Here is a 25677-nt window from a genome sequence, read left to right as displayed (position 1 = left end):
GAAATATCTTATGCCTCTTCCTCTTTTTTTATCATTGTATATCCTTTTTCCTCTATTTCTTTAGCAAGGTCGGCATCTCCTGTAGAAATAATCTTTCCATCGTTATAAACATGAACAAAATCTGGTTTAATATAATTTAATATTCTCTGATAATGGGTTATTATCAACATACCCATATTTTCATTTTTAAACTTGTTGATAGATTCAGATACGATTTTTAAAGCATCAACATCTAATCCAGAATCTATTTCATCCAGAATAGTTAATTTTGGTGAAAGTAGTCCCATTTGTAGAATTTCACTCTTCTTCTTTTCTCCACCAGAAAAACCAGTGTTAACGTATCTATCTAAAAAAACTTTATCCAGAGAAACAACATCGGATAGATCCATAATTTTTTTGTTTACTTTTAAAGCTGAAGAATCGTCTTCCGATTTGATATTTCTATACGAGTTCAACAACAACTGTCTTGTTTTTACCCCTTCGATTTCTTCTGGAGATTGGAAAGACATGAATAATCCTAATTTTGCTCTTTCAGCTGTATCTAAATCTAATATTGATTGACCTTTAAATAAAATTTCACCTTCGGTTATTTCAAATTTAGGGTTACCCATTATAACATTTGCCAATGTTGACTTACCAGAGCCATTTGGCCCCATGATTGCGTGTATTTCACCTTCATTGACTGTGAGGTTTACTCCCTTAAGGATCATTTTATTTTCATCAATGACCTTTGCTTTTAAATTTTTGATTTCTAAAAGATGAGCCATCTTTTTTCCTCCTTTAAATGCGATAAATTTTGTGGTATATTTATTAAAATTCTACCATATAAGTCATATTTAAGTCAACGGACTATAATTCACCTGTGTAAATATTTTTTTAATAGTAATAGAAGAATCAAAATCGAGAACCGTTTCGTTTTTTATGGTATATAAATATGTTATAATTTATTAAGATGAAAATAAGCACATTTTAATTAATATTTATTATAATTAAAGGTAATAGATGTAAAAGATCAGGCCAATATACAAGGAGGAATATCTAAATAAATGTCGAGCTCACCTATAAAATATGAATTAATACATAAAGATAAACATTCTGGCGCAAGAAGGGGAAGAATACATACTCCAAGAGGAATAATAGAAACACCTGTTTTTATGCCAGTTGGAACAAATGCAACGGTAAAAACTTTGACTAACAAAATGATTAGAGAACTCGGTTCAGAGATAATTTTGGGTAACGCTTTTCATCTTTTTTTGAGGCCAGGTCTCGAAATAATGAAAGAGTTTGGCGGTATCCACAATTTCATGAATTGGGATAGACCTTTGTTAACAGATAGTGGAGGGTTTCAAGTTTTCTCTTTAAAAGATAGAAAAATAACTGAAGACGGCGTTAAATTTCGTTCGCCTTTGGATGGTTCAAAAATAATGATGACACCAGAAAAATCAATGGAGATTCAACAAATCATAGGTTCTGACATAGCTATGGCTTTTGATGAGTGTGTGGACGCTAATTCTGAATATGAATACTTTAAAGAATCAGTTGAAAGAACCTATAGGTGGGCTAAAAGATCCTATGATGCTCACAATAAGAAAGAACAGGCTTTATTCGGTATTTTTCAAGGGGGACTTTTTGACGATTTAAGAGAAAAAAGTCTTGAACAGATAACTTCTATTCCTTTCGATGGATATGCAATCGGAGGATTGGCAGTTGGTGAAAAATATCAAGATAGTGAAAAAATATTGAAAAAATTTGGAAACAAAATGCCAGAAAATAAGCCCAGATATATAATGGGTATAGGTTCTCCGACTATGATGATTTTATCTGTAGAAAATGGAATGGATATGTTTGACTGTGTCCTACCTACAAGAATGGGAAGACATGGAACTGCTTTAACTTGGAAAGGAAAATTAAACATAAAAGCTGCAAAAAACAAGTTCAGTAAAGACCCAATAGAAAAAGATTGTAAATGTTATACATGTCGCAATCATACAAGAGGGTATCTGAACCATCTATTTAAAAGAAATGAAAATACCGGGAAAACTCTTTTGAGTATTCACAACTTACATTTCAACATTACTTTTGTAAAAAAAATGAGAGAAGCCATTGAAAATGACGCTTTTTTAGATTTCAAAAAGGAGTTTTTTGAAAATTCAGATTATCCTCTTGAAAATTAAATAGGAGGGATATTCAGTGAAATCTTTTAACAAGTATTATAACGATTTAAAACCAGAATTACATGCTTCTATTAACAACACTTTCAAACTAAGTGAAGTAAAAAAACAGTTTGAAAGAAAAATTGTAGAACTATTGAGTGAGATTTATGGTGAAGAAGAATTGCCTTACAAGGTTGAGGAAAAGATAAATTTCGTACCAAAAGAGCCTCCTTATTTCAATTTAGATGATGATTTAAAAGATTTTCTCAATGACGATTTAGAAGATAGTGATTTAAAACCTATAATAGAAAAAATAGCAAAGGATTATAATGACAGATATATTCACATTGAAAAAAGCGATCAAGATAATGAAACTTTTAGAAAACAGTAATCCGGAGACGGATTACTGTTTTATATGAAATGAGGTGTAATGCTTGACACAGAGGTCTTTTTGGAAGATAACATTTTTAACATATATTATAGTTTTAATAATATCCACGGTAATAAAGCCACCGTTTAATTATTCGAGTTACTATTATGAAGATAAAATAATTCATCTATTATCTTTTTTTATAGCTTCAGACTTGTTCAGCCTTGCATTTTACAAAAAAGAAAATAAGCTCAGATATTTTCTTCTTCTTTTAATTTTTTCTATGTTACCCTTGGGAATTGAATATATTCAAACATTTTCGCCATACAGAGTTTTTTCATATGATGATATGTTTTTTGGGTATTATGGGATTATCATAGGACTTGTTTATTTTTTTGTGAAGAGAAAGGCTTTTAAACAATAAAGAATGGAGGAATAGAATTGTCAGAATTAAAATATGCTTTGGTTTATTTGGAACTAAAACCAGATTATGCTAAGATAAACAATTTACCGGTCAAATTACCTTTATTAGTTCAAGATTATAAAAAGGCAGTTGAGGAAAACAAAATACCTTTGGAAACAATATTGAGGGGGTTAGAAGCACAATACGAAGTTCAACCAGATGAGTATTATGCTTCTTATCTTGTTTTCTATCTATACGAAAAGTTTAAAAAATTGTTGGAAGAAGAAGATCTAAAAGGTGCAGAAATATACCTTCAAAAAGCTGCTTCTGTAATAAAAGACTATAGATTCCATTTTTATTATGGGCTGCTGTTAAAAAAATCAGGACAAGAAGAACTTGCAGAAATGGAATTAAAACAATGCACAAAGGAAAACCCAACTTTTGCATACGGTTTTTATGAATTAGGGAATTTAATGTTCGAAAGAAAGGTCTACGACGAAGCTTTGGATAACTTTATGAAAGCTATAGAAGTGAAAAAAGATTTTATTCTTTCGTATTTGAAAATAGCGGATGTTTACATGGAAAATGGAAGATATGAAGAAGCTCTAGACTTTTTAAACCAGGCACTTAAAATAGACAAAAATTTTGCCCCAGCGTATCTTAGGCTTGGGGTAATATACAACCAATTACAGAGGTATAAAGACGCATTCTTAATATTAAATAGAGCAACAGAACTAGAAAATGTTGACTTTGAAATATATTACAACCTGTCTTTTACCCTTCAAAAGTTGGGTAGACATAGAGAAGCAAAATTAGCTATAGAAAAAGCTTTAGAAAAAAATAAAGAAGATTTTATATTACATGAATATTCTCTTATTCTAAAAAACTTGGGTTTTTTTCAAGAAGCCATAGATGTAGAAGAACAAGCGTTTGAAATAGCTAATGATGATAACAAAGATTTGATTTTAATAACTCTTTTAAAATTGTCCACTATAATAGAGGATATTGAGAGAGTAGAAAAATACTATGATCTCTTACAAAAAGAAGAATTGGAAAATTCTGCGATACTTTTTTATTTTTTCAGTACATTATCACAAAACAACATAAAAGATGCAAAATACATATTAGAACAAAACAAAGAAACTTTGTATTTCGAATCACTGATTGAAAAGTTAAACAATTTGGATGTTTATATTGATAAATTGGAAAACATGACAAATAAACGAATCTCTGATTCAATATTGAATAGCATAACAGAAATTGGGACAATAGATGGAAAAGAACTATCTGAACGGCTGAAAGCAAAAGGATACAATGGAATAGCTCTTGCATGGCTAAAAGAAGACAACTTACAAGAAGCAAAATCAAAACCCGAAGGAGTAGGGATACTCACAAATGCACTTCTTCTATCGGGCTTCAACTATGCTTTATCAGAAAGGGTAAACAGTATGGTTAGCAACCTTTTGTGGAAAGATGGTGAAGGGTTGGCTTTTAGCAAACTACTTCAAAAATTCTATATAGACAGGGTATTTGGAGAAAAATCTCCATTAGAAATCTTTCTGGAACAAAACCTTGAAGAAGTAAAAGACATGAATTACAAATTGTCAAAAGTATTGGTAGATTATGATATTATTACTATGGACTATGATACTTTAATGGAAACAAAAATGAACAATTTTGAAGATGCAGTAAAAGTATTTATCTCTGCATTGAGACTTGATTTTAAAACAAAATATATAGAAAATGATGAGTTTAAAGACAAAAATGTTAAAGATGTTTTGGAGTTTGTTCTTAATCTAAACGATTTTTAAGAGGTGTAAAAATGAAAAAAATCTTGGTGAATTTAATATTTATATTACTTCTTACAAATTTAATATTTTCTCTGGAAATAAATGCAAAATCGCCATTAAATAACGCAAGAAATGTAGATATTAGAAATATTTTTAGATGGGAAGTATCTGAAGAAGGAGATTATAAATTCAACTTGTATCTTTCTACGGATGAAAACATCCAAAAAGATGACATGGTCATATCCAACCTTTTCTCAAACTTTTATGCTGGAAATATTTTAAAGCCGAATTCTCATTATTATTGGCAAATTGAGGCTATAGAAGGTAATAGAAGTATTAAAAGTGAGATTTTTTATTTTGAAACCAGGCCCCTTGAAGATGGAGACATTTTTGAAATAATATATGGAGATTATGATGAAATAAAAATATACAACGATCTTTTTTTGGGCATAAAATCAAAAAAAGTAGATATACTCAACAAAGAAAAAAAGATAACAAAATCATTTGAGTTGAAAGATAAATTCAAAAAAATTTCTTTTTTCAAAGAATACGCCTTTATTTTAGATGATTTGGGTAATTTGTACCTGTTAAACGGTGAAAGTCTTGAACAAATATCGACATCCTATGATTTTATTGATATCTCAAACAATATGGCCCTTGCTGATAAAAAATTATTATACTTTGATGGGCAATCTTTTCAAACTTTTTTAGAAGATAAAAATATTTTAAAGATTAAATCTATAGGTAATAATTTATTTCTATTTTATCAGAATAAAATATCAAAATACTCCAATGAATTAATTTTGGAGTGGACTATTGATGAAAAAGATGTTTTAGATATATTTGAATTTGAAAAAGGATATCTTTTGTTGAAAAATAAAAAGATTATTCACTATAAAGAAGACTTACAAAAAAACAAAGAAATAAATTTTAACATAGAATATAGCAAGATGAACAGAAAAGTGAATACTTCAAAGGATTTTGTTTTTGTTCTTTCTGGACAAAGCCTTTTGTCCATCTACGATAAAGATCTTGAAATGATAAAATCAATCAATTTAGATTTTAAAACTAATTATGTAATAGCAGACAAAGAAAATTTCATCTTAATAGGAGAAAGCATAAAATCACAAAACATAAATGGAGATACTTTTTGGACATATGGAACCCTAAACCAAATGGACATATTTTCAAAGCCTATAATAAACGGTGATTCTTTTTTAATAGGTGTTTCAGATTATCTGAAAAGGCACCTATTCTTCTATAACGATTTTTCTGAATACGTAGACAAAAATTACGTAACAGACAAAATATTTTTTGAATTAGTCAAGCAAGAAGCGGAAAACATAAAAACAGATTTGACTGAAAAAGAAACTGAAGCAGCGACAACTTCTCAAATAGAAGAAATAACAGAACAAGCAACAAAAATAATAGAGCTAACAGAAGACACCGCTTCATCAAAAGAAGATTTTGAAAAAGAAACAATAACACCACCTGAAACAGAAATAGAAAAACCTTCTGCAAGTGCAACGGCAAATGAAGTTGAAGAAACTCAAGTATCAACAGCTACAACAGAAACAACAAAGCCTTCAACTTTACTTGAAAACTTTGAACTTATTCCAGAATCAACGATCACAAAACAAGCAACATCAGAATCAACTCAAATAACAGAAGAATCAACTTACACATTTGAAAACATAGATAATCTAAATTTTGATATGTATTACGAATATGTAGATTTTATAGATGAAGTATATAACGACCTTCTTAATGGAATAAGCAATCTTTTCGATCAAGAATCAGTTGAATTAGAAAAAATATATGAAAATGATAATGACATATATTTATACGATATAAACATAGATAAAAATGCTACAGAAACATCCGTTTACATAACTGGTTATGAAAACAGTGGTGAATGGAACAATCTAATATATAAATTAGACGAAAATTTAGAATTGGAAAAACAAAAAGTTTTTGGTGGGGACAAAACTGATTTCCTCAAAAAATCTTTGATAACAAAAGATGCCTCCGACAACACTGTGATAATCTCTGTTGGAGACACAACAAGTGAAGGTTTAAATGGAGACATATCTTTGGTTTCGCTTGATGCAACACTAAACCAAAACTACTTTGTGAACTATGGTGATTTGGGGAGAGACTCTGGAATAAACATAAAAGATTATGACGGTGAAAACTTTATAATAATGGGTAATTTGTACCAAAATAACAAACTAACAGATATGTTCTTATCAAAATATTCAAACAACGGTACAAGGCTGTGGACTTCGGCCTTTGGTGGAAAATCAATAGAAATAGCAAGTGATTTCTCTATAGACAACCAAGAAAATATATTGGCGCTTGGCTCAACAAGATCATTTGGATACGGTGGTTTTGATATATACATAGTAAAAACAGATTTTTATGGAAACGAAATATGGTCAAACACATTTGGGACTTCTGAAAACGATCTTCCTGTTGGAATACAGAGTTTATCTGGAAACCGTTTCTTGATAATGTACCAAGCCGAAAAAGAAAACAAATTTGAAAACAGGTTGATGATTTTAAACAGTGATGGAAACATAGTAAAACAGTTTTCAAATGAAACTGAAGGTTATGAAAAACTACTTGGAATGGAAGAGTACAAAAACAACTTCTATACTTATGGGTTTAAAAGAGAAAACAACAAAACCACTGGAATAATATACAAAGTGGATATAGAAAACAATTCTTTAAACAAAATATACGAAATAGAAAGAAAAGATAATTTTGAAATAAGGGCAATAGATTTCCACGAAGATCTAATATACATTGCTGGAAACGAGTTTGACGACGACAAAAACAGAATACTAATATTGAGAAAAGAATTGAAGGGAGACAAATAATGGAACTTTGTTCAGTATATGATAAATGTGGTGGATGTAACAAATTAGATATAGCCTATGAGGATCAATTAAAAGAAAAAGAAGAACATTCACTTCAAATATTCAAAGATAAAGAAGTGGAAATAGAAAACTACAAAGGAATAAAACCATCTCCAGAACTATACCATTACAGAAACAAAATGGAATACACATTTGGTGATGAATACAAAGGTGGTCCTTTAAACCTCGGTATGAAAGGACGAAAAATGAAATTCAACGTCTACTACACTAAAGATTGTAAAATAGCAGACAACGACTTCAACGATATATTGATATACACAAGAGAATATTTCAAAGAACTTGGATTCTCTCACAGAAACTACAGAAGTCACATTGGATATTTAAGACATTTGTCTCTAAGATCCGGAAAAAACACAGGCCAATTAATGGTTCACCTATCAACTGATATAACTGATGAAAACGACAAAGCAGTAGAAACCTGGGCAGAAGGGCTACAAAAACTACAATTAGACGGGAAAATAGTGTCTATAATACATTCAAAAACAGACAGAAAAGCAAACGTGCTACAAGTAGACGAGATGAGAGTTTTATACGGAAATGATTACTACATAGACAAAATAGACGACCTCGAATTCAAAATTGGCCCAATGTCATTCTTTCAAACAAACACAAAAGGTGCAGAAGTTCTGTACAACACAGCACTTGAATACGCAGAAAAGGCAGAAAAAGTATTCGACCTTTATTCTGGCACCGGAACAATAGCTTCTTTGTTATCCAAAAAAGCAAAAAAAATCTACGCAGTAGAATTGGTTGAAGAAGCAGTTCAAGCAGCAAAAGAAAACGCAGAAAAAAATGGAATAAACAACGTAGAATTTCACGCAGGAGACGTAAAAGAAATAGTAGAAAAACTCCCCGAACCAGACTACGTAGTGGTAGATCCACCAAGAGTGGGACTACACAAAAACGTAGTAAAATATTTAAACAACAAAAAATTCGACAAAATAATATACGTATCCTGTAACCCGACAACACTCGCAGAAAACCTAAGAGACATGAAAAAAGTCTACAAAGTAAAAGAACTAACATTCATGGACATGTTCCCACACACAAGACACCTTGAATCAGTAGCACTTTTAGAAAAAAGATAAAACTATAACAGTTTTTTTGCTTGATTAAATATTAATGGCATTGTTTCATATCTATTTGAATCACAGCATTTCTGTGAGAAGGAGGTCGAAAGTATGAAAAAATTTAGAATGACAATTATGTGTAGAGATATTGAAGCTTCGAAAAAGTTTTATCAGGATTTTGTTGGGTTGAAACCATTTAGGGAATTTGCAGTTGGCGAAAAGACTCTTGGAGGGGCATCACTCTGTTTCATGGAAGATGAAAGCGGTGAAATTGAGGTGGAACTTGTAAACGCATCAAAAGGTGACAAGTGCACATCAAAAGGTTTGGTGGCCTGCTTCTTCACAGATGAAGAAGGTATAGTTGCAAAACATCAAAAGGCACTTGACATGGGATACAATGCTACAGAAATCAGAAAACCAGATGAAAACAGCACATATTTCTATGTATATGACCCGGACATGTTATCAATTGAATTCAGAGTAAGATAATAGAAACACATTTCTTAATTGGATAATCAAAAATTTTTAGACTCTTTAGAGCCAGTTAAAATAGAAATAGCAGAGGCGGGATTTTTCCTACCTTTTTTTAATTGCAGTAAATTTTAATAATTCTCTTTTAGTCCTGGTCAATAGATTTGGTTTTTTGATTTCTTCAAAATCGATTTTAAAACTATATAAAATTTGCTGCCAGCCTTTGAAAAAATAGCTGACAATTTCAGGAGGTAATAAGAGTGCATTTGCCGATTTATCTATTACCTGTGGCAGGAGTTGGCATAGGTGTACTAATTTCTTTAATTGGTGGAGGTGGAGGAATATTTTATGTTGGAATGCTGACAGGATTGTTTTCCGTTTCAATGGATCAGGCTGTGTCTGTGTCTCTTGCAACAATTATTCCGACAACCTTGGCTGCTTCAATAAGTCATTATAGGGCTGGAAATATAAGGCCAAAAATAGGATTTTTACTTGTGGCAGGTGGAATTATCGGAGTGATTGCGGGTTCCTATCTCGTAACAATTATTCCGTTAAGAATACTTAGAATAATATTTGGGATCTTTCTTTTAGTCATGGGGGCTGGAATGATGATCTCAAGAAAGAAAAACCAAGTCAAAGAAGAAACATCAGAAAACAATCAGCTTGAAGAGCCTAATTCTAAAGAAAATAACCCTTTTTCAAAACTTCTTATAGTAAAAGGCCTGGTATTTGGCTTGCTTGGTGGGTTAATGTCAGGTATGCTCGGTACAAGCGGCACGCCTCCAATCCTTGCAGGGCTATACAGCATGGGACTTTTCTCTCTGGAGGTAGTAGGCACTTCAGTCATGGTGTTATTTTTTATAGCTATCGCAGGAGTGATAACCCATAGTGCATTTGGAACTATGAATTGGCTTCTGGTGGTTTTGCTTGCATCCGGCTCTGTAACTGGTGCAATCATCGGGCCATTAATTGGTAAACGTATAAACAAAAAAACTTTGGATAAATTCTATGGGCCATTTTTTACAGTATTTATTATATTAATGGCAATTTCTATGTTTTTCTAATAACAACGGGGTTTTTTTGATAATTATGCTGTAGACTATCAGAAAAATTGGACACTATATAAAATTAAAAGAAGACGAAGCCTACGAAGCCTACTTAGAAAAAAGAATTTATTTAGGGGAAAATTTAGTTTTTAATTGTTTATTTGAAAAAATTATAGTAGTATCATAATTAATGTAAGGCTTCTGTTGGGAAGAGAAACACTTTTAGATATAAGTACCTTATGTTATAATGGTATAGGGATAAAAGATGAGTTAATGGGTATAGGGATAAAATATCATGCAAATTATTTTAAAAACATATCTAAATTTAAAGGAGGTGTGCATATGCCATTTATTCAATTTGACGGTGGTAAAATGACCAAAGAAAAAAAAGCTGAGTTAGTTGCTAAATTAACTGAAACAGCACAAGAAGTTTTAGGGATTCCAACACAGGCCTTTTCAGTTATCATTAGAGAAAATGATATGGATAACATAGGTCAAGGAGGAAAACTTTTATCAGAAAATCATAAATAATCTAATAAGAATATATTATTTAATACTAACTAAAGCCCCATTCTTAGAATGGGGCTTTAGTTAATGTATAAGTATTTTTATAATAAATAATTTTCTCAAAAAGATTTTATTATTGAACAAGGTTTGATGGGTTAAAGAATTCGAGTATTTATAGTTATGTTGAATTTGACTTAAGATTAACCGGTCATATAATATTATTAGGTATAAAAATAGAAAAACTATTTCGAAACCAAATGAGAAATAGAAGGAGTATATTATGGTGGAAAAAATTCAACCATTTTGTATAAATTTAGAATTAAGAAGTGATTATTTATCAGATTATCAGAAAAGGATGTTAAAAAGATATGGTGAATCTCCAGATGGAGAATCAATTTCAAGAGATGTTTTAATCCCTTCAGATATGCCACTTCACAATCTTCATTACGCAATTCAAAAGTTATTTGGATGGCAAAACTCACATTTAAGGAATTTCCGTTTACATTCTCAATTATTTGACGAATTAACAGGGGGTACTGTCAAAGGATGGTCGAAATTGGTTGGGGTATTATTTCAACCTCCTTCCGAGATTGGCGAAGATTTGTTTTGGGATGATAATTATGAAAGTGGTAGTTTCAAGAAATGGCTCAAGAAAAAGTATACAGGGCCATATGTATACGAAGGTAATATGGAGAAATTAAATGTTGCCCAAAAGAATGTGCAAGAACTTTTGAAGCATTTTAGTATGATGGAAGTACAAGAATCTTTTGAAGAATATTCAAAAAGGTCTAAAAAAGATGGAGATAAAAAAGTAAAGGTTTTAAAAAAATCTCCATTAATTGACTTAACACTTGAAGAGATGAATTCTTCTATTGGTATAGAGGGAGGGATAGATAATTTGATGGAGAGTCTTGTAGTTGATAAAATTTTGGCTGCTTCAGATGAAACCATTGATTCAAATGATCTTTTCCCAGTGACAAAAGAAATTATATATAGATATGATTTTGGAGATGATTGGACTGTTCTTATCACCAAATATAAAGATTGTAAAAGTTTTCTTGAAAAAAACATTGTTAGTGAAGAAGAACTAAAAGAATCGAAAGAAATTGTGGTTAAAAAACATAAACCTGTGTGTATTAATAAGGAAGGTTTGTCTGTATTTGATGATGTTGGCGGTTTAGGAGGATTTGCTGATTTTTTAGGAGCTATTTATGAGGGTTGGCTTAGGGAACAAAGAGCTGATCTTAGAGTTTGGGCTAAATCACTTGGTTGGAGTGCGGCAAAAGTGTCTAATGATAAGATGATTTGAATTTATATAAAATATATTTGTATAAAAAACATAAAATTAAGCTGATTCAAATTTATTTTTTGAATCAGCTTTTTAAATAAATGTATATACATTGATTATTGCAATATTTTTTTGAAATCATCTAAGTCATAATTTTGAATAACAGTATCCCTTCTAAGTTCAAGAGTATTTGTCTTTAAGTTATTTACTCCATTATCTGTAGTAAAAGCTAACAAAACTCCTATTTCTTTTAACCATTCTATATTTCTCTGGTCGTATATTCCAAATGGGTATGCAAAAACTTTTTCTGTTGTCACACATTTTTCACAAGAAATATAATCATTGATAAATTTTTCTTTATCTTCTTTTTGCAATGCTGTTTTATCTCCCTGTCTTGTATGCATGCTTTTTGTATGATTGGCATATTCAAATACATCTTTCATTTCATCAAGTTCTTCTTTTGATAGACAAACAGAATAATTATCTTTATTAGGTTCTTTTTCGTCGAAAATCCAATCTTTAACAAGGAATCCTACTGCATGAAAATTATATTTTTTCAAAACTGGATACGCATTAATTAATAATGATTTATAAAGGTCGTCAAATGTGAGCAATACAGATTTTTCAGGTAAAGGCTTATTATTATAGTAATAATCAATAACCTGATTAAGAGTTAATGTAGTATAGTTATTTTTATAAAGGTATTCCATCTGCTTTTCGAACTCATCTTTAAAAGCAAATAATTCTTCAGGCAAAATATCTTCGTAATCTTGTTTGACTTTTATACCTTTATATTTATTTCTGTCATATCCTTCTTTATTAACAATTTCATGATACAGCAAAGTGTGAAAACCATTATCTTTAGTCATTTTATTCCTCCTATTAAAACATTGAAATTTTTATAATTATTAGCCAGTATTTACAAAAAATTACTTTGTAAAAAAAATAACAACCATATATATTTTATCATTTTTACCATTATATATCAAATATAAAAAATGTTTTGATAGAGTTTTTAATATTAAAATGATGTATTTAAAAATTTAAGCTTTATTTGATAGAATATTTAAGACAAAAATTTTTTTAGAAAGCGTGATAAATTTGAATGGAACAGAGAGAGAAAATATAAAGATAGGAAAAAAAGTGAAAGTAGTCCAAAAACAAGACCAAAGAACTGGAAAATTGACAGAAGGCATAGTCCAAAGAATTCTTACAAAATCAAAGAGCCATCACCACGGCATAAAAGTTATGCTTGAAGATGGAACTGTTGGAAGAGTTAAAAAAATTATTGGATGATGCTTAGAGAGGGGGAACTGGTTTAACCAGGACGAATTATGAGTTTAGTTCTTAATATGTATGCTAACCTATCCAGAATATTGCCTAAAAGTATGAGGGTTAAAATAACTAATAATTTGATGAATAGATTTCTGGATAAATATGCTGAAATTAAAGTTATAAATAAAGATATGATAGAAAAAAGAAAAGGCATCCCAACAGTGTATATAGGGAATCACCTGAGCAATATAGATGGAGTGATTTTGAACAATTTATTAAAAGATAACGATGTTGCCTTTATAGCAGGAAAAAAGTTGAGTGAAAACACCATGACAAAAATAATTCTCGAAATTGCCAAAAAGATAAATATTTCTCCGAATTCTCCAGATAAAAAGGCTATTAGCGAAGCGTTAAATTATTTAAATAATGGAGGATCTATTTTTATTTTTCCAGAGGGTACTCGAAGCAGAACAGGTTCTATGATAAAAGCTAAAAAAGGGTTTTTACTATTGGCAAAAATGTCGAAAGCTGAAATTGTTCCAGTAGGTATTCAAGGGACTGAAAAATTGTTGCCAATTAATGATGATGATATGAGTAAGGAAAGTTTCAACTATTCTAAAATAAAAGTAAACTTTGGAGAACCTTTTGAACTTCCAATGAAAACAAAAGAAAACAGACAAAATTGGAAAGAAATAGCGACAGATTATTCTATGAGAAAAATTGCGGAACTTTTAGATCCCGAGTATCGTGGGGAATATAAATAAAAAGTAGTGATGGGTTTTAAAAACTTATATTAAAGCATCATTAAATATATAGGAGCTATACAAGTAAAAATAAATTAATAGAGAGGTAATTAAATGAAAAATACAGGAAATGTAAGTGATTTATTCAATTTAGTAGAAGAATATTGGTCTCCAAAAATTATTGCTGAAGTAAATAATGAGTACATCAAAATAGCAAAATTTAAGGGTGAGATGGTTTGGCATGAGCATAAAAATAGCGATGAAATGTTTTACGTAATAAAGGGTAGTTTTGATATTCATTTGAAGAACGTAATCATAACTCTTAACCAGGGAGATTTTTATGTGGTTAAAAAAGGAATAAAACACAAGCCAGAGTCTAAAGATGAATCTTGGGTGATGATGATAGAGAAAAAAGAGACCAAACATACAGGTGACATTGTTTCAGATATTACAAAATCTCTTGATGAACAATTAAAATAAACTTTTAAAATATGCCCCATCCTTTTATATGGATGTGGCATATTTTAATTTGACAAATGATATTATATTATATTATAATAATAATATATTGTAAAACAACAATAATTTATTGTAAAACAACAAATTAATGGAGGCGTTATTATGAAAAAAAGTACCACTCTTTTTTTAAAGGTTGCTATTGTTTTGGTAGGTATTTTTGTATTAGCCATGTGTGTTTTAGGATTCCCCTCTCTTTTAAAAGATTTGTCTGAAAATCCCAATCCACTTAATAAGTATTTTTATGGCATTATATCTATTATGTATATAACAGTTATACCATTTTTTATAGCTTTATATCAGGCGATAAAACTTCTTAATTTAATAGATCAAAACAAAGCTTTTTCAGAATTAGCCGTTAAAAATTTAAAAAATATAAAAATTTGCGCTTTTACAATAAGTGGTTTATACGTTGGTGCTATGCCTTTTTTTTATTTGCTTGGAGAACTTGATGATGCACCAGGTGCAATATTAATGGGATTTATGTTTTTCTTTGCACCACTTGTTATTGCCTTTTTTGCATCAGTTTTGGAAAAACTTTTACAACAAGCTATTGATATAAAAAAAGATAATGAGCTGACAATATGAGGTGTTTATAATGGCGATAATCATAAATATAGATGTTATGTTAGCAAAAAGAAAAATGAGTGTGACTGAGCTGTCTGAAAAAGTTGGAATCACCATGTCCAATATTTCAATATTAAAAAATGGGAAAGTAAAAGCTATAAAATTATCGACTTTAGACTCAATTTGTAGAGTTTTAGAATGTCAACCAGGAGATATATTGGAATATAAAAAAGATTCAAACTCTGACAGTTAAACTTATAATAAAAGAATAAAGAAAAAACAAAATCTGATTCTCTTTATTGAAAATCAGATTTTTTTTATAGTATAATAATTATTGAGTATGCAGTCTACAGGAGGTAATTAAATGATTAACAAGAAATATATGTTTGTAGTTATAATCGGTATTGTAATTACCGTGATTTTTTCAATCTTTCCTCAATATGAGATTTTGACTAATTCTTTTAACACAATTATGCAAGGTGTTGGGCTAATAATAGTTTTGATAGGTATTTTCTTGGTTAACAGGGAAAAAGTGGAATAAAAAGGTCTTAAACATTGTTTAAGACCTTTGATTTTTAGAAATTATACCCCAATGAAATTGATATTAAATTTATATTGTTTATAAACCCTTCTCCTCTAATACCTAAATACAAGTTTCTGAAAACTTTCAAGCTTGTTCCAAGGTGAATTCCAATATCTTGTGGTTGGAATCCCGAATTTAGTGCCAAAAGATTTGTTCCTGCTCCCAATTCGAAGTTCATGAATCCAGCGTCAGCTATTAAATAGAGCGCAATGTTAGTGTCGTTATTATATTGTGTAGTTTGGTCTGTTGAATCTGGGTCAATAAAAGAATATCTATAATAGTTAAAAGATGTTCCAACCCCAACAAAAGAATTAAATAGGTTGTCTACATTAAAAGAACCTTCAACACCAGAAGCACTTTGGAATTGATATATATCATACGATGTTGAATTGAAATTTGCCATACCGTATCCAATAAAGAGTGTGAATGGATAATTATTTCTGGAAGTTTTGAAAAGCAATTTTTTATTCATGTCGAAAGTAACAACAGCATTTTTTGAGTTTCCTGGATAAGAATAGCTCAAAATAAGTTTGTATTCTTTGTTTTTGAAATTCAAAGGTGAAATAGAATAGGAATTTTCTTCTTTGCTTACAAAAGATTCTCCCCTCACAAAGTAATTGTTGTTTACTTCAACATTCGTTATTGGAACAAATGCCTCTTTAACCATAGCCCCTTTGAATAGAACTGCGTTATTTTGTTCTTCAAAAGGAGAATAAATAACGTTCCTAAAGAGAATAGGTCTTACCAAATTTCCAAATTCATCTTCGATTTTTGAATCATCCCAATAAATGTCTACTATTTCATTTCTTTTGTTAATTATTTCGATAAAATAGTTGTAAACTTCTGGAGTTGCTCCAAACCAGTTTGTGTAAAAATTAAAATTTTCTATCACCGGGAAATTTAAAGAGCTCCCCTTGTCAAAAGGTGATGATGGTTTTTCTATGTATAAGTGTATAATAAGGTCTTCGTTTTCAAAGTTATTTAAATAGATTTTTTCCGAAAAAATCCCTGCACTAATGATGAATATTAAAAGTAAAAAAAGTATTTTTTTCATTAAATTATCCTCCCAAGTTTTTCATCTCATTCTATTATACATTAAATATTTCTTTACAAGGGATAAAATACCCTTAATTAGAAAAATATTTTTCTTTTATATAAATTACATTAATGGTATAATTTTATATGTATAAATATTTCTTTTTCAGGGAGGGAGTAATATGGAAGATATAAAACAAAAAGCTTATGAAAATAAAAAAATCTGGGAAGAAAAAGCTGATTTAGATTTGAAAAAAGAAATATTGAAAATTGAAAATGATGAAGAAGAAATAATCGATAGATTTTATAAAGAACTTGAATTTGGAACTGGAGGAATGAGGGGCAAAATAGGTGTAGGTCCTAACAGAATGAACAAACATACGGTTGCAAGGGCGACTCAAGGTTTAGCAAACTACTTAAAGAAAAACAAGGACTTTCCATCTGTTGTTATAGCTTATGACAATAGAAACAAATCTGATGAATTTTCAAGAATTGTTGCAGAAGTTTTGGCGGCTAATAATGTAAATGTGTATCTTTTTAACGAACTCACAGCTACACCAATTCTGTCTTATGCAGTTAGAAGGCTTGAATGTGACGCCGGAATAGTTATTACAGCGAGTCACAATCCAGCCGAATACAACGGTTACAAGGTTTATACAAGTGATGGAACTCAAGCTGTACCAAAATATGCAAAACAAATAATAGAAGAGATCAACATTTTAAATTATTTTGAAGATGTCAAAAGAGTTGATTTTGATCATGCAGTAGAAACAGATAAAATAGAAATTTTAAATGACAATGTTTTCAATGATTATATGGATGAAATAGAGGGATATGTAAGGTCTTTGGATCCATCTTTTGATTCTAACATAAAAGTAGTTTATACTCCTTTACATGGAACAGGGCTTAAACCCGTTAAAGAAATATTAGATAGACTGGATATAGAAACCTATATTGTAGAAGAGCAGGCTTTGGCAGACGGGGCTTTTCCAACAGTTGAATCTCCCAATCCAGAAGAAAAGAGCGCCTTTAAAATGGCTTTGGAACTGGCAAAAGAAAAAGGAGCAGAAATTGTATTGGCAACGGATCCCGATTCAGATAGGATAGGAGTTTTTGAAAAAGATGGAGATGATTATATTACTTTTAATGGAAATGAAATGGGAGTTATGCTAAGTCACTTCATACTTTCTAAGTTAAAACAACACGCATCTTTACCAAATAATTCGGTAATTATAAAAACGATTGTTTCGACAGACATGATTAAAGAAATCGCTAAAGAATATGGAATCGAAATTGTAGAGACTTTAACTGGCTTTAAATTTATAGGTGAACAAATAGAAAAATATGAAAGGACAAAAGAGAAGAAATTCATTTTTGGATTTGAAGAAAGTTACGGATATTTGGCCAATACACATGCAAGAGATAAAGATGCTGTTATTGCTTGTGCGTTAATCGTGACTTTAGCCACAGAATTAAAGTCTTCGAATAAGACTTTAAAAGATTATATGAAAGAACTAAATGAAAAATATGGATATTTTAAAGAAAAACTGTTTTCATTTAAGTTTGAAGGATATTCTGGTTCTCAAAAAATACTTAACATAATGAATACAATGAGAAAAGAACCACCAATAAACATATCTGGGCATATTTTAAAAGAAACTATTGATTATAATAAAGAAGTTAACAATTTGCCTAAATCTAATGTTATAGAGCTTCGATATGATAACATTAAATTAATAGGAAGGCCATCAGGAACGGAACCAAAAATAAAATTTTATGTTTTGGTTAGGGCTTCGAATGAAAAAGAGGCTTATGGTCTTATAGATAAAGCCGAAATAGCAATTTCAAACCTTATTAACCAGCATTAAAGAGGGTGGAAAATGCAATTTAACTGCCTGTTGTTCACAGAAAAAGGCAATTATTATACAACAGAAAAGTATGATTTTATAAACAATGATACAATTATATTTAAAGATGTATTTCCAGAACAAGAGGATGAAATATCCTCAAATTCTGGATTTATAGGGTATTTTATGGTTGGAGAGGATGATGGAAGCATTTCTTATATACGAAGGTTTTTAAAGGCTGATTTTAGAAAGAAAAAATTTTTAAAAACTCTATATGTGGATTTTATTTCAGATGAAGTTAGAGATTTGTATGGCGATCACATAGAAATAATATCTAAACATATTGGGCTTAGAAATACCATTAGTTCTTTCAACAATTTGATAAAAACAAAAGATGTTTTGGCAAATTATGATTATTGGATAGATAACATTTCAAAAACTCTACCTGGAAAGAATAGAGACGCCATTTCTTCAAGAATCACCAAATTTGTGAACTTATATTTGATAAGAATTTATGAAAGGCTTTATGGAAAAAATATAGATCTTTTAATAGAACATGAATCAGCAATAACATATAAAATTTTGGAAAAATCTATTATGCAAAAAACGTTATAACAATAGATTATGTTTTGGAGGAATAAACATGAGAATGGTTGCTGCAACTGTTGCATATGATGGAACAAATTTTTATGGGTATCAAGGGCAAAGAAATGTTAGAACGGTACAAGGAGAGTTCGAAAAAGCACTTCAGAAAATATTTAAAGAAAAAGTTCTATCCCACGGTGCAGGAAGAACGGATACAGGAGTTCATAGTTATGGCCAAACTATAGCTTTTAAAGTCCCAAACGACAATATGACAATTCAAAACATAAAAGATGCTTTGAATTCTGTTTTACCCTCGGATATTTATATTCGCAATTTAGAACAAGTCGAAAAAAATTTTAACCCAAGATTTATGGCGAAAAAGAGAATATACCATTATTATCTATATACAAAGAAAGACCCAGATATATTTTTAAGAAACAGGGTTTGGTGGTTTCCATATGACTTGGATATAGACAAAATGAGGAAAGCCGCAAGACATTTTGAAGGGGAAAAAGACTTTAGTTCTTTTAAGTCTGGCAATGATGAAAGAAATCCTGTTAGGCAAATAGATAGAGTTAGAATAATTAGGATGAGTAAAAATATTATTTTAATTAGAGTTGAAGGGGTGTCTTTTTTGAGAAGAATGGTAAGAAACATTGTTGGTACCTTGACTAAAGTCGGGACAGGTACCTGGACACCAGAAATTGTTAGAGAAATCATTGAAGCAAAGGATAGATCAAAAGCTCCAGCTTCAGCGCCTCCAGAAGGATTATATTTTTATAAAATATTATTTTAATTAAAAGAGGGTTTCATATGTTAAAAAGATTATTTTTTATTACGGTATTCATAATTATAATAATAAGTTCTTTTTCTGTAGAAAAAATTGGACTTGTTTACAATGGTCCAAATGAAGATTTCGATTACATTTTCAACAAAGTTTATAAGTATGCGGATATTACTATTCCTCCGTCTGGAGATTATGAAACGCTGGAAATTAATTACAACAAAGGTTTATATGATCTAAAATATAAGAATAAAACGATTAAAACTGATTTGGAAAATATAGACTTGAATATAAAAGAATTATTGAATTCAAATGCCAGAAGTGTGTTTATAATAGCTGACAATTTTTATATTTCCACTGAAGATTCAACAAAGACTTCAGCCTTTTTTAGATGGGATAATGAAGTAAAAGTTAACCTTCAAAAAGATGGGATTAATTATGAGTATGTTTTCAATCCTCCTTTTGGGAAAAGAATATTTCATATACCAAATAATTTTATAGAAGTTGAAATTATTGGCGATCAAGATACCATTTTTTTGAATGGAAGCGAAATTAATATTCCCAAAAAAGTTGTAATGCCCCCTAATATTTTTGAAATATACGACGGAATAGAAACTTTTACTTACGACCTGACTGATTATTCTAGCCGTACGTATTCTATAAACCTTTTAAAGCAAAACCTCTATGAAAAAACAGAAACTAAAATAATCAAAGCTTATAGCATAAAAAGTGGAGTTTTTTTATATGGCGATCCTACCTCTATTTGGTTCCCAAATGAGGGAGACCCAGTAATTGTAAAATCGAGATTTTACTCTAATTATGGAAATATAGAAAACTTAAACGAAAGATATTCTTTTAAGGGTGTTGTGGCTTACGTTTACGAATATGATAATACTGTGTATATAATAAGTTCTGCTGGTGAGCTTGTTTCAATGGGGACGAAAGAACTTTATAAAGACTTTGGGAGATCTCCTATGAATATAACAGTTGGGGATACATATCTTGAGCTAAACACCTTTAAGATGGAAAAATATACAATCAACTTTCAAGGCGGGATTTATAAAAATGGAAATGTGTATTCTATATTTTACGATATGCCCAAATATGAACCAAAAAAACAATACAGTTCTGATAAATATATTTTGGAAATAAAAGAAAATATTGTAAATATTTATATAAAATAACTTATTTATATAACTTTAAACTTTTTAATTTATAATGGGAGTGTTCAACATACGAATCGACAAATATCTTGCAACAAGAGGAATGGTTGAATCCAGAGAAAAAGCAAGAAGATTAATAAAAGAAGGTAAAGTTTTGGTAGATAACAATAAAATTCTAAAACCTTCTTTAAAAGTAGATGAAAACAACAAAATAGATTTACTGGGAAAGTATGAATACGTCGGTAGAGGAGCTTTCAAACTTAAAAAGGCGATTGAATCTTTTAAATTAAATTTAAAAGATAAAGTCTGTTTGGATATAGGAAGCTCTACAGGTGGATTTAGCCAAGTCCTTTTAGAAAAAGACGTTGAAAAAATTTATGCAATAGACGTTGGAACTAATCAAATGCACAAGAAACTTCGAAATAACGATAAGATAATATTAAAAGAAAATACAAATGCAAGAGATTATATAAACGAAGAAAAGGTAGATTTTATTTGTTGTGATGTTTCATTCATATCAGTTACTAAAATGATGGATACTTTCCAAAAGAATCTGAAAAAGAATGGAGAAATGGTTGTATTGATAAAACCACAGTTCGAAGTTGGTGAGGGCAATGTTGTAAATGGGATAGTTAAAGATAAAAAATTATTACAGCAAACTCTCCAGAAATTAGAAAGGTCTTTTGAAAATAACAACTTTAAAGTGATGAACAGAATAGAATCTCCAATAAAGGGTGGTAAAGGTAATACAGAATTTCTTTTTTACATAAAAAAGGGTAATATTTGAGGTGTCTTATGAAATTTAGGTTATCTGTGATTTTGATATTGGTATCTGTTGTAGTTGGATATTCTTCTACGACTGAAATAAAGATTAAAAATATAAAGGATTTTTATAATAAAGCGATAAACGAGGTCCCTCTTTTGAGATTTATAAACTCGAAAGAGGGAATTGGGTATAGCTACTTTTTAGAATTTTTAAATAGTCAGTTAACTTCTGATTCTACTAAAATAAACGCACTTTTAGATAACTCTCTCTCTATATATAGTGATAAAGGCTATACATATGATGAATTTTTGAACCCAAATTATATTCAAATATTAAAAAACTTGATAGATGACTCTAATTATTTTTCAGTAACAACAAAGGATGCCACTGCGTTGAGCGACATATTGGAAAATGTTTTTTATTATGAAAGAAATGGTAATGAATTTATATTAGAGGAAGAAAAAATACCTTTTTACAAACAAGAAAATGGGTTCAGTTTTAAAAAGGATATTTCTATAGTTACGACTGAAGAATCTACTTATCTTTTGTATGGAAAAATTCATAACTTTTTTAAAAAAGGAAAAGAATGGTCTTTTTATTTTGACGTAAATCAGAAAACTTTGAATGGCTATTTTGAAACAGAAAGATTTTCTGATAATTCTTCAAAATTCAATATTAGTGACTTAGAAGAGGAAAAAATATTTGGAGATATTCTCGATATACACAAAATTAAAAAAGATAAATTTATTAGTTATATACAAGAATTTTTGATACCACATGATGAATTTTCAAAAAACAATTTTTTGATGATCTTAAATGCTCTTGATGATGAAGAATTCTTGATGGTAGACTCAAGAAATATAATCGATAACAATGAGTATTCATTTCTTGTTTTTTCACCAATTAATTTAGACGAAATTGAAGAATTTCTAAACAGAAAAAATCTAATTAAAGGGCAATTAGGTACATTTAATTATTTCAAAATAAGTCATGATAAAGTGGGATATCCTGTTTATGTTTATTATGATAACAACGAAACTATTTTTTCCACTTTGTTCCCAGAAGATATGAGAATATATTTAGGAGAAGTTAACAGATTTAAATACTTGAGGACATATGACAGTATTGAAAAGAGAGAAAACCTTGAAAGGATAAATATTATAGACTTAGAAAGATACTTTAGTAATAAGTTTTATTCTACAAGTAGTTCTTTTATAACTCTTGAGTACTTTACTGAAGAAAACAAAGAATTTGTAAATATTCATATAAAATAAGACTTGAAGGAGAGAAAATAAATGTTATTTGGACTTTTTGATAAAAATGAAAGGCTTTTAAAAAAATACAGAAAAATGGTTGAGAAGATAAATGCTTTTGAACCAGAAATAGAAAAATTATCGGACGATGAATTGAAAAACAAAACGCCCGAATTCAAAAAAAGATTAGAAAATGGGGAAACTCTTGACGATATATTATTTGAAGCTTTTGCAGTTGTAAGAGAAGCCGCAAAAAGAGTAGTAGACATGAGACATTTTGATGTTCAGCTTATGGGTGGAATATCTATGCACGAAGGCATAATAGCTGAAATGAAAACGGGTGAAGGTAAAACCTTGGTTGCCACATTACCGCTTTATTTGAATGCTTTGACCGGCAAAAACTGTCAATTAGCGACTCACAATGATTATCTTGCAAAAAGAGATGCTGAATGGATGGGACCTATATATGAATTTTTGGGGTTAAAGGTAGGTTTTATACAAGCTGGAATGAGTAAAGAAGATAGAAAAGCTGCTTATGAAGCTGATATAACTTATGGAACGGCTAATGAGTTTGGATTCGATTATTTGAGAGATAACCTTGTTTATGATATGGATGATAAATCTCAAAGGGGACATTATTTTGCGATAGTAGATGAAGCTGACTCCATACTTATTGATGAAGCCAGAACACCTTTGATAATATCTGGGCCATCAGATACACCAAGTGAACTGTACAGAAGATTTTCCCATTTATCCAAAAATTTCGAAAATGAATCTGATTATACAGTTGATGAGAAACAAAAAACAATCTCTTTAACAGAAGAAGGTATAGATAAGGCTGAAAAACTCCTGCAAATAGACAACTTATACGATCCTGAAAACATAAAATATTTATTTCATTTGTTAAACGCTTTAAAAGCAAGAATATTCTTCAAAAAAGATAAAGACTATATTATCAAAGAAGGCGAGGTAATCATAGTTGATGAATTCACGGGAAGGCTTTTACAAGGTAGAAGATATTCTGAAGGTCTTCACCAAGCAATAGAAGCTAAAGAAGGAGTTCAGATCAAACAAGAAAGTTTGACTTATGCTACAATAACATTCCAAAACTATTTCAGAATGTATGATAAGTTATCTGGAATGACAGGTACTGCTAAAACAGAAGAAAGTGAATTTCAACAAATTTATAACTGTGAAGTTGTTGTCATACCGACTAACAAACCTGTTATAAGAAAAGATAAAAATGATAGTATTTACCAAGCTTTAAAGGGCAAATACAATGCCATAGTTGCTGAAATTGAAGAAAGACATAAAACAGGTCAACCAATGCTTGTTGGTACAACTTCCATTGATAAAAGTGAATTATTATCAAACTTATTAAAAAGAAAAGGTATTCCTCACGAAGTATTGAATGCTAAACAACACGAAAGAGAAGCAGAAATCATTGCAAATGCTGGTCAAAAAGGTGCCGTTACAATTGCTACGAACATGGCTGGTAGAGGAACTGATATAAAAATAAATAATGAAGTAAAAGAATTAGGTGGTTTATATGTAATTGGTACAGAAAGACACGAAAGTAGAAGGGTAGATAATCAATTAATTGGTAGATCAGGTCGTCAAGGTGACCCAGGAGAGTCAAGATTCTTTTTATCTTTTGAAGACGATGTTTTAAGACTTTTTGGTGGAGAAAGAATGAAAAGAATTATGGCAACTTTGAGAATAGAAGAGGGTCAGCCAATCGAACACAAACTATTATCAAATGTAATCAGAGATGCCCAGAAAAAAGTTGAAGGCATTCATTTTTCTATGAGAAAAAGGTTATATGAAATGGATTCTGTTATGGATAATCAAAGGAATTCAATATATAATCACAGAAACTGGATTTTAAAACAAGAAGATTATACTGAACATTTGAAAGAAATTTTTGAAGATGTAGCGGATAGGATATCTGAATCAGCGTGGGATGATAAAGCTGGTGTAATTAATAAAGATTACGTTAAAGGTAAACTTGAAAGTTTTTTAATTATAGCTGACATAAAATCTGAAAGTGTAAGTGAATTAAAAGAAGAATTAATGACTTTATTATGGGATAAATTTCGAGGTAAGAAGGAAGAATTTGGAGATCATTTCAACAAGATGTCTAAGTTCATCATGTTGAGAATAATTGATGACAAATGGAGATCACATCTAGATGCAATAGAACATTTGAAAGAAGCAGTAGGATTGAGAGCTTACGGCCAAAAAGATCCAAATATGGAATTCAAAAAAGAATCTTATTACATGTTTTCACAACTGGTCGACGATATTTACGATACAATAGTTGACTACTTGATGAGAATAACAAGAGTTGATCCCAACAAAGAAGAATCACAAGCTAAAAAGCAAACTGTTAATTTGAATTTTGTTCATGGAGATACCTCAGTTATTGATTCTCAAAAAAAAGGTCAAAAATCTAAAAAAAGCTATGCTGAAAAAAAAGGATTTAAAAGAAATACAAGGTTTAAAGTGAAGAAATAATGG

Annotated in this window: 26 protein-coding genes; 23 read left to right on the top strand and 3 right to left on the bottom strand. The window is 30.0% G+C overall.

From position 1 onward, the window contains the following. Positions 1-8: 8 nt before the first annotated feature. A complete protein-coding gene (gene sufC, locus BLS00_RS06140) occupies positions 9-767 on the bottom strand; it encodes a Fe-S cluster assembly ATPase SufC (RefSeq protein WP_091403694.1) in 759 nt (252 codons plus the stop codon). A 279-nt stretch (positions 768-1046) separates the two neighbouring features. Between sufC and tgt the strand changes: the two genes are divergently transcribed. From tgt to BLS00_RS06090, 10 genes are all read left to right on the top strand, one after another. Further along, positions 1047-2174 (top strand): tRNA guanosine(34) transglycosylase Tgt, encoded by a 1128-nt coding sequence (gene tgt / locus BLS00_RS06135; RefSeq protein ID WP_091403692.1) that lies wholly within the window; start codon positions 1047-1049, stop codon positions 2172-2174. A gap of 16 nt (positions 2175-2190) precedes the next feature. Continuing rightward, entirely contained in the window at positions 2191-2544 is a 354-nt protein-coding gene (locus BLS00_RS06130) for a hypothetical protein (protein ID WP_091403690.1), read from the top strand. 43 nt (positions 2545-2587) lie between these two features. After that, the gene (locus tag BLS00_RS06125; RefSeq protein WP_091403688.1) at positions 2588-2947 is read left to right on the top strand and encodes a VanZ family protein; all 360 of its coding nucleotides are present in this window, start codon (positions 2588-2590) and stop codon (positions 2945-2947) included. Between the two features lie 17 nt (positions 2948-2964). After that, entirely contained in the window at positions 2965-4737 is a 1773-nt protein-coding gene (locus BLS00_RS06120) for a tetratricopeptide repeat protein (RefSeq protein ID WP_091403686.1), read from the top strand. Between the two features lie 11 nt (positions 4738-4748). After that, positions 4749-7598 (top strand): hypothetical protein, encoded by a 2850-nt coding sequence (locus tag BLS00_RS06115; RefSeq protein WP_091403683.1) that lies wholly within the window; start codon positions 4749-4751, stop codon positions 7596-7598. Next, positions 7598-8746, top strand: coding sequence for a 23S rRNA (uracil(1939)-C(5))-methyltransferase RlmD (gene rlmD / locus BLS00_RS06110; RefSeq protein ID WP_091403681.1), 1149 nt, complete (start codon positions 7598-7600; stop codon positions 8744-8746). Before BLS00_RS06115 ends, rlmD begins: the two co-directional genes overlap by 1 nt. Before the next feature lie 93 nt (positions 8747-8839). After that, positions 8840-9217: a VOC family protein gene (locus BLS00_RS06105; RefSeq protein ID WP_091403679.1), complete on the top strand. Its 378-nt coding sequence runs from the start codon at positions 8840-8842 to the stop codon at positions 9215-9217. Between the two features lie 269 nt (positions 9218-9486). Beyond that, positions 9487-10263, top strand: a complete 777-nt coding sequence (locus tag BLS00_RS06100) for a sulfite exporter TauE/SafE family protein (RefSeq protein WP_176759856.1) — start codon at positions 9487-9489, stop codon at positions 10261-10263. Between the two features lie 324 nt (positions 10264-10587). Continuing rightward, on the top strand, positions 10588-10776 hold the full coding sequence (gene dmpI / locus BLS00_RS06095) for a 4-oxalocrotonate tautomerase DmpI (RefSeq protein ID WP_091403793.1): 189 nt from the start codon (positions 10588-10590) through the stop codon (positions 10774-10776). A 256-nt stretch (positions 10777-11032) separates the two neighbouring features. Then, positions 11033-12061, top strand: coding sequence for an IS1096 element passenger TnpR family protein (locus BLS00_RS06090; RefSeq protein WP_091403675.1), 1029 nt, complete (start codon positions 11033-11035; stop codon positions 12059-12061). A 95-nt stretch (positions 12062-12156) separates the two neighbouring features. Here BLS00_RS06090 and BLS00_RS06085 read toward each other — a convergent pair whose 3' ends face one another. Further along, positions 12157-12909, bottom strand: a complete 753-nt coding sequence (locus BLS00_RS06085; protein WP_091403673.1) for a polysaccharide deacetylase family protein — start codon at positions 12907-12909, stop codon at positions 12157-12159. Positions 12910-13141: 232 nt separating this feature from the next. Between BLS00_RS06085 and BLS00_RS06080 the strand changes: the two genes are divergently transcribed. The 6 genes from BLS00_RS06080 (at position 13142) to BLS00_RS10595 (ending at position 15682) form a co-directional block, all read left to right on the top strand. Further along, positions 13142-13336 (top strand): YwbE family protein, encoded by a 195-nt coding sequence (locus tag BLS00_RS06080; protein WP_091403671.1) that lies wholly within the window; start codon positions 13142-13144, stop codon positions 13334-13336. A 38-nt stretch (positions 13337-13374) separates the two neighbouring features. Next, on the top strand, positions 13375-14079 hold the full coding sequence (locus BLS00_RS06075; protein WP_091403669.1) for a lysophospholipid acyltransferase family protein: 705 nt from the start codon (positions 13375-13377) through the stop codon (positions 14077-14079). Positions 14080-14172: 93 nt separating this feature from the next. Next, complete coding sequence (locus BLS00_RS06070) at positions 14173-14538, top strand: cupin domain-containing protein (protein WP_091403667.1); 366 nt, start codon at positions 14173-14175, stop codon at positions 14536-14538. A 141-nt stretch (positions 14539-14679) separates the two neighbouring features. Beyond that, positions 14680-15162 (top strand): DUF2975 domain-containing protein, encoded by a 483-nt coding sequence (locus BLS00_RS06065; protein ID WP_091403665.1) that lies wholly within the window; start codon positions 14680-14682, stop codon positions 15160-15162. Between the two features lie 10 nt (positions 15163-15172). Then, positions 15173-15394, top strand: coding sequence for a helix-turn-helix domain-containing protein (locus BLS00_RS06060; RefSeq protein ID WP_091403663.1), 222 nt, complete (start codon positions 15173-15175; stop codon positions 15392-15394). Between the two features lie 111 nt (positions 15395-15505). Then, a complete protein-coding gene (locus BLS00_RS10595; protein ID WP_167849013.1) occupies positions 15506-15682 on the top strand; it encodes a hypothetical protein in 177 nt (58 codons plus the stop codon). Positions 15683-15716: 34 nt separating this feature from the next. On the opposite strand, the gene BLS00_RS06055 is transcribed toward BLS00_RS10595, so the two are convergent. Continuing rightward, positions 15717-16778, bottom strand: a complete 1062-nt coding sequence (locus BLS00_RS06055; RefSeq protein WP_091403661.1) for a hypothetical protein — start codon at positions 16776-16778, stop codon at positions 15717-15719. A 163-nt stretch (positions 16779-16941) separates the two neighbouring features. Between BLS00_RS06055 and BLS00_RS06050 the strand changes: the two genes are divergently transcribed. The 7 genes from BLS00_RS06050 to secA are packed head-to-tail and all read left to right on the top strand — an operon-like array spanning position 16942 to position 25674. Next, positions 16942-18627: a phospho-sugar mutase gene (locus tag BLS00_RS06050; protein WP_091403659.1), complete on the top strand. Its 1686-nt coding sequence runs from the start codon at positions 16942-16944 to the stop codon at positions 18625-18627. 12 nt (positions 18628-18639) lie between these two features. Continuing rightward, positions 18640-19221, top strand: a complete 582-nt coding sequence (locus BLS00_RS06045) for a hypothetical protein (protein WP_091403657.1) — start codon at positions 18640-18642, stop codon at positions 19219-19221. A 28-nt stretch (positions 19222-19249) separates the two neighbouring features. Continuing rightward, positions 19250-19987 (top strand): tRNA pseudouridine(38-40) synthase TruA, encoded by a 738-nt coding sequence (gene truA, locus BLS00_RS06040; protein WP_091403655.1) that lies wholly within the window; start codon positions 19250-19252, stop codon positions 19985-19987. Positions 19988-20004: 17 nt separating this feature from the next. Continuing rightward, positions 20005-21159 carry a hypothetical protein gene (locus BLS00_RS06035; RefSeq protein ID WP_091403653.1) on the top strand — a complete coding sequence of 385 codons (1155 nt, stop codon included), beginning with the start codon at positions 20005-20007 and terminating at the stop codon, positions 21157-21159. Between the two features lie 34 nt (positions 21160-21193). Beyond that, positions 21194-21925, top strand: a complete 732-nt coding sequence (locus BLS00_RS06030) for a TlyA family RNA methyltransferase (RefSeq protein ID WP_091403652.1) — start codon at positions 21194-21196, stop codon at positions 21923-21925. Between the two features lie 8 nt (positions 21926-21933). Then, on the top strand, positions 21934-23178 hold the full coding sequence (locus BLS00_RS06025; protein WP_091403651.1) for a hypothetical protein: 1245 nt from the start codon (positions 21934-21936) through the stop codon (positions 23176-23178). A 21-nt stretch (positions 23179-23199) separates the two neighbouring features. Further along, complete coding sequence (gene secA, locus BLS00_RS06020) at positions 23200-25674, top strand: preprotein translocase subunit SecA (protein ID WP_091403650.1); 2475 nt, start codon at positions 23200-23202, stop codon at positions 25672-25674. Positions 25675-25677 lie beyond the last annotated feature (3 nt).

The sequence above is a fragment of the Geotoga petraea genome (genome assembly GCF_900102615.1).
In the GTDB taxonomy this organism is placed as follows: Bacteria; Thermotogota; Thermotogae; order Petrotogales; family Petrotogaceae; genus Geotoga; species Geotoga petraea.
This window is presented reverse-complemented; position numbering and strand designations above follow the sequence as displayed.

Bases quoted from the DNA above. Each gene is read 5' to 3' on its own strand.
- dmpI (WP_091403793.1), top strand. From the start codon at position 10,588: ATGCCATTTATTCAATTTGACGGTGGTAAAATGACCAAAGAAAAAAAA.
- rlmD (WP_091403681.1), top strand. From the start codon at position 7,598: ATGGAACTTTGTTCAGTATATGATAAATGTGGTGGATGTAACAAATTA.
- BLS00_RS06045 (WP_091403657.1), top strand. From the start codon at position 18,640: ATGCAATTTAACTGCCTGTTGTTCACAGAAAAAGGCAATTATTATACA.
- sufC (WP_091403694.1), bottom strand. From the start codon at position 767: ATGGCTCATCTTTTAGAAATCAAAAATTTAAAAGCAAAGGTCATTGAT.
- BLS00_RS06060 (WP_091403663.1), top strand. From the start codon at position 15,173: ATGGCGATAATCATAAATATAGATGTTATGTTAGCAAAAAGAAAAATG.
- BLS00_RS06050 (WP_091403659.1), top strand. From the start codon at position 16,942: ATGGAAGATATAAAACAAAAAGCTTATGAAAATAAAAAAATCTGGGAA.
- BLS00_RS06070 (WP_091403667.1), top strand. From the start codon at position 14,173: ATGAAAAATACAGGAAATGTAAGTGATTTATTCAATTTAGTAGAAGAA.
- BLS00_RS06075 (WP_091403669.1), top strand. From the start codon at position 13,375: ATGAGTTTAGTTCTTAATATGTATGCTAACCTATCCAGAATATTGCCT.
- BLS00_RS06055 (WP_091403661.1), bottom strand. From the start codon at position 16,778: ATGAAAAAAATACTTTTTTTACTTTTAATATTCATCATTAGTGCAGGG.
- BLS00_RS10595 (WP_167849013.1), top strand. From the start codon at position 15,506: ATGATTAACAAGAAATATATGTTTGTAGTTATAATCGGTATTGTAATT.
- BLS00_RS06065 (WP_091403665.1), top strand. From the start codon at position 14,680: ATGAAAAAAAGTACCACTCTTTTTTTAAAGGTTGCTATTGTTTTGGTA.
- BLS00_RS06030 (WP_091403652.1), top strand. From the start codon at position 21,194: ATGGGAGTGTTCAACATACGAATCGACAAATATCTTGCAACAAGAGGA.
- BLS00_RS06105 (WP_091403679.1), top strand. From the start codon at position 8,840: ATGAAAAAATTTAGAATGACAATTATGTGTAGAGATATTGAAGCTTCG.
- secA (WP_091403650.1), top strand. From the start codon at position 23,200: ATGTTATTTGGACTTTTTGATAAAAATGAAAGGCTTTTAAAAAAATAC.
- BLS00_RS06090 (WP_091403675.1), top strand. From the start codon at position 11,033: ATGGTGGAAAAAATTCAACCATTTTGTATAAATTTAGAATTAAGAAGT.
- BLS00_RS06085 (WP_091403673.1), bottom strand. From the start codon at position 12,909: ATGACTAAAGATAATGGTTTTCACACTTTGCTGTATCATGAAATTGTT.
- tgt (WP_091403692.1), top strand. From the start codon at position 1,047: ATGTCGAGCTCACCTATAAAATATGAATTAATACATAAAGATAAACAT.
- BLS00_RS06035 (WP_091403653.1), top strand. From the start codon at position 20,005: ATGTTAAAAAGATTATTTTTTATTACGGTATTCATAATTATAATAATA.
- BLS00_RS06115 (WP_091403683.1), top strand. From the start codon at position 4,749: ATGAAAAAAATCTTGGTGAATTTAATATTTATATTACTTCTTACAAAT.
- truA (WP_091403655.1), top strand. From the start codon at position 19,250: ATGAGAATGGTTGCTGCAACTGTTGCATATGATGGAACAAATTTTTAT.
- BLS00_RS06025 (WP_091403651.1), top strand. From the start codon at position 21,934: ATGAAATTTAGGTTATCTGTGATTTTGATATTGGTATCTGTTGTAGTT.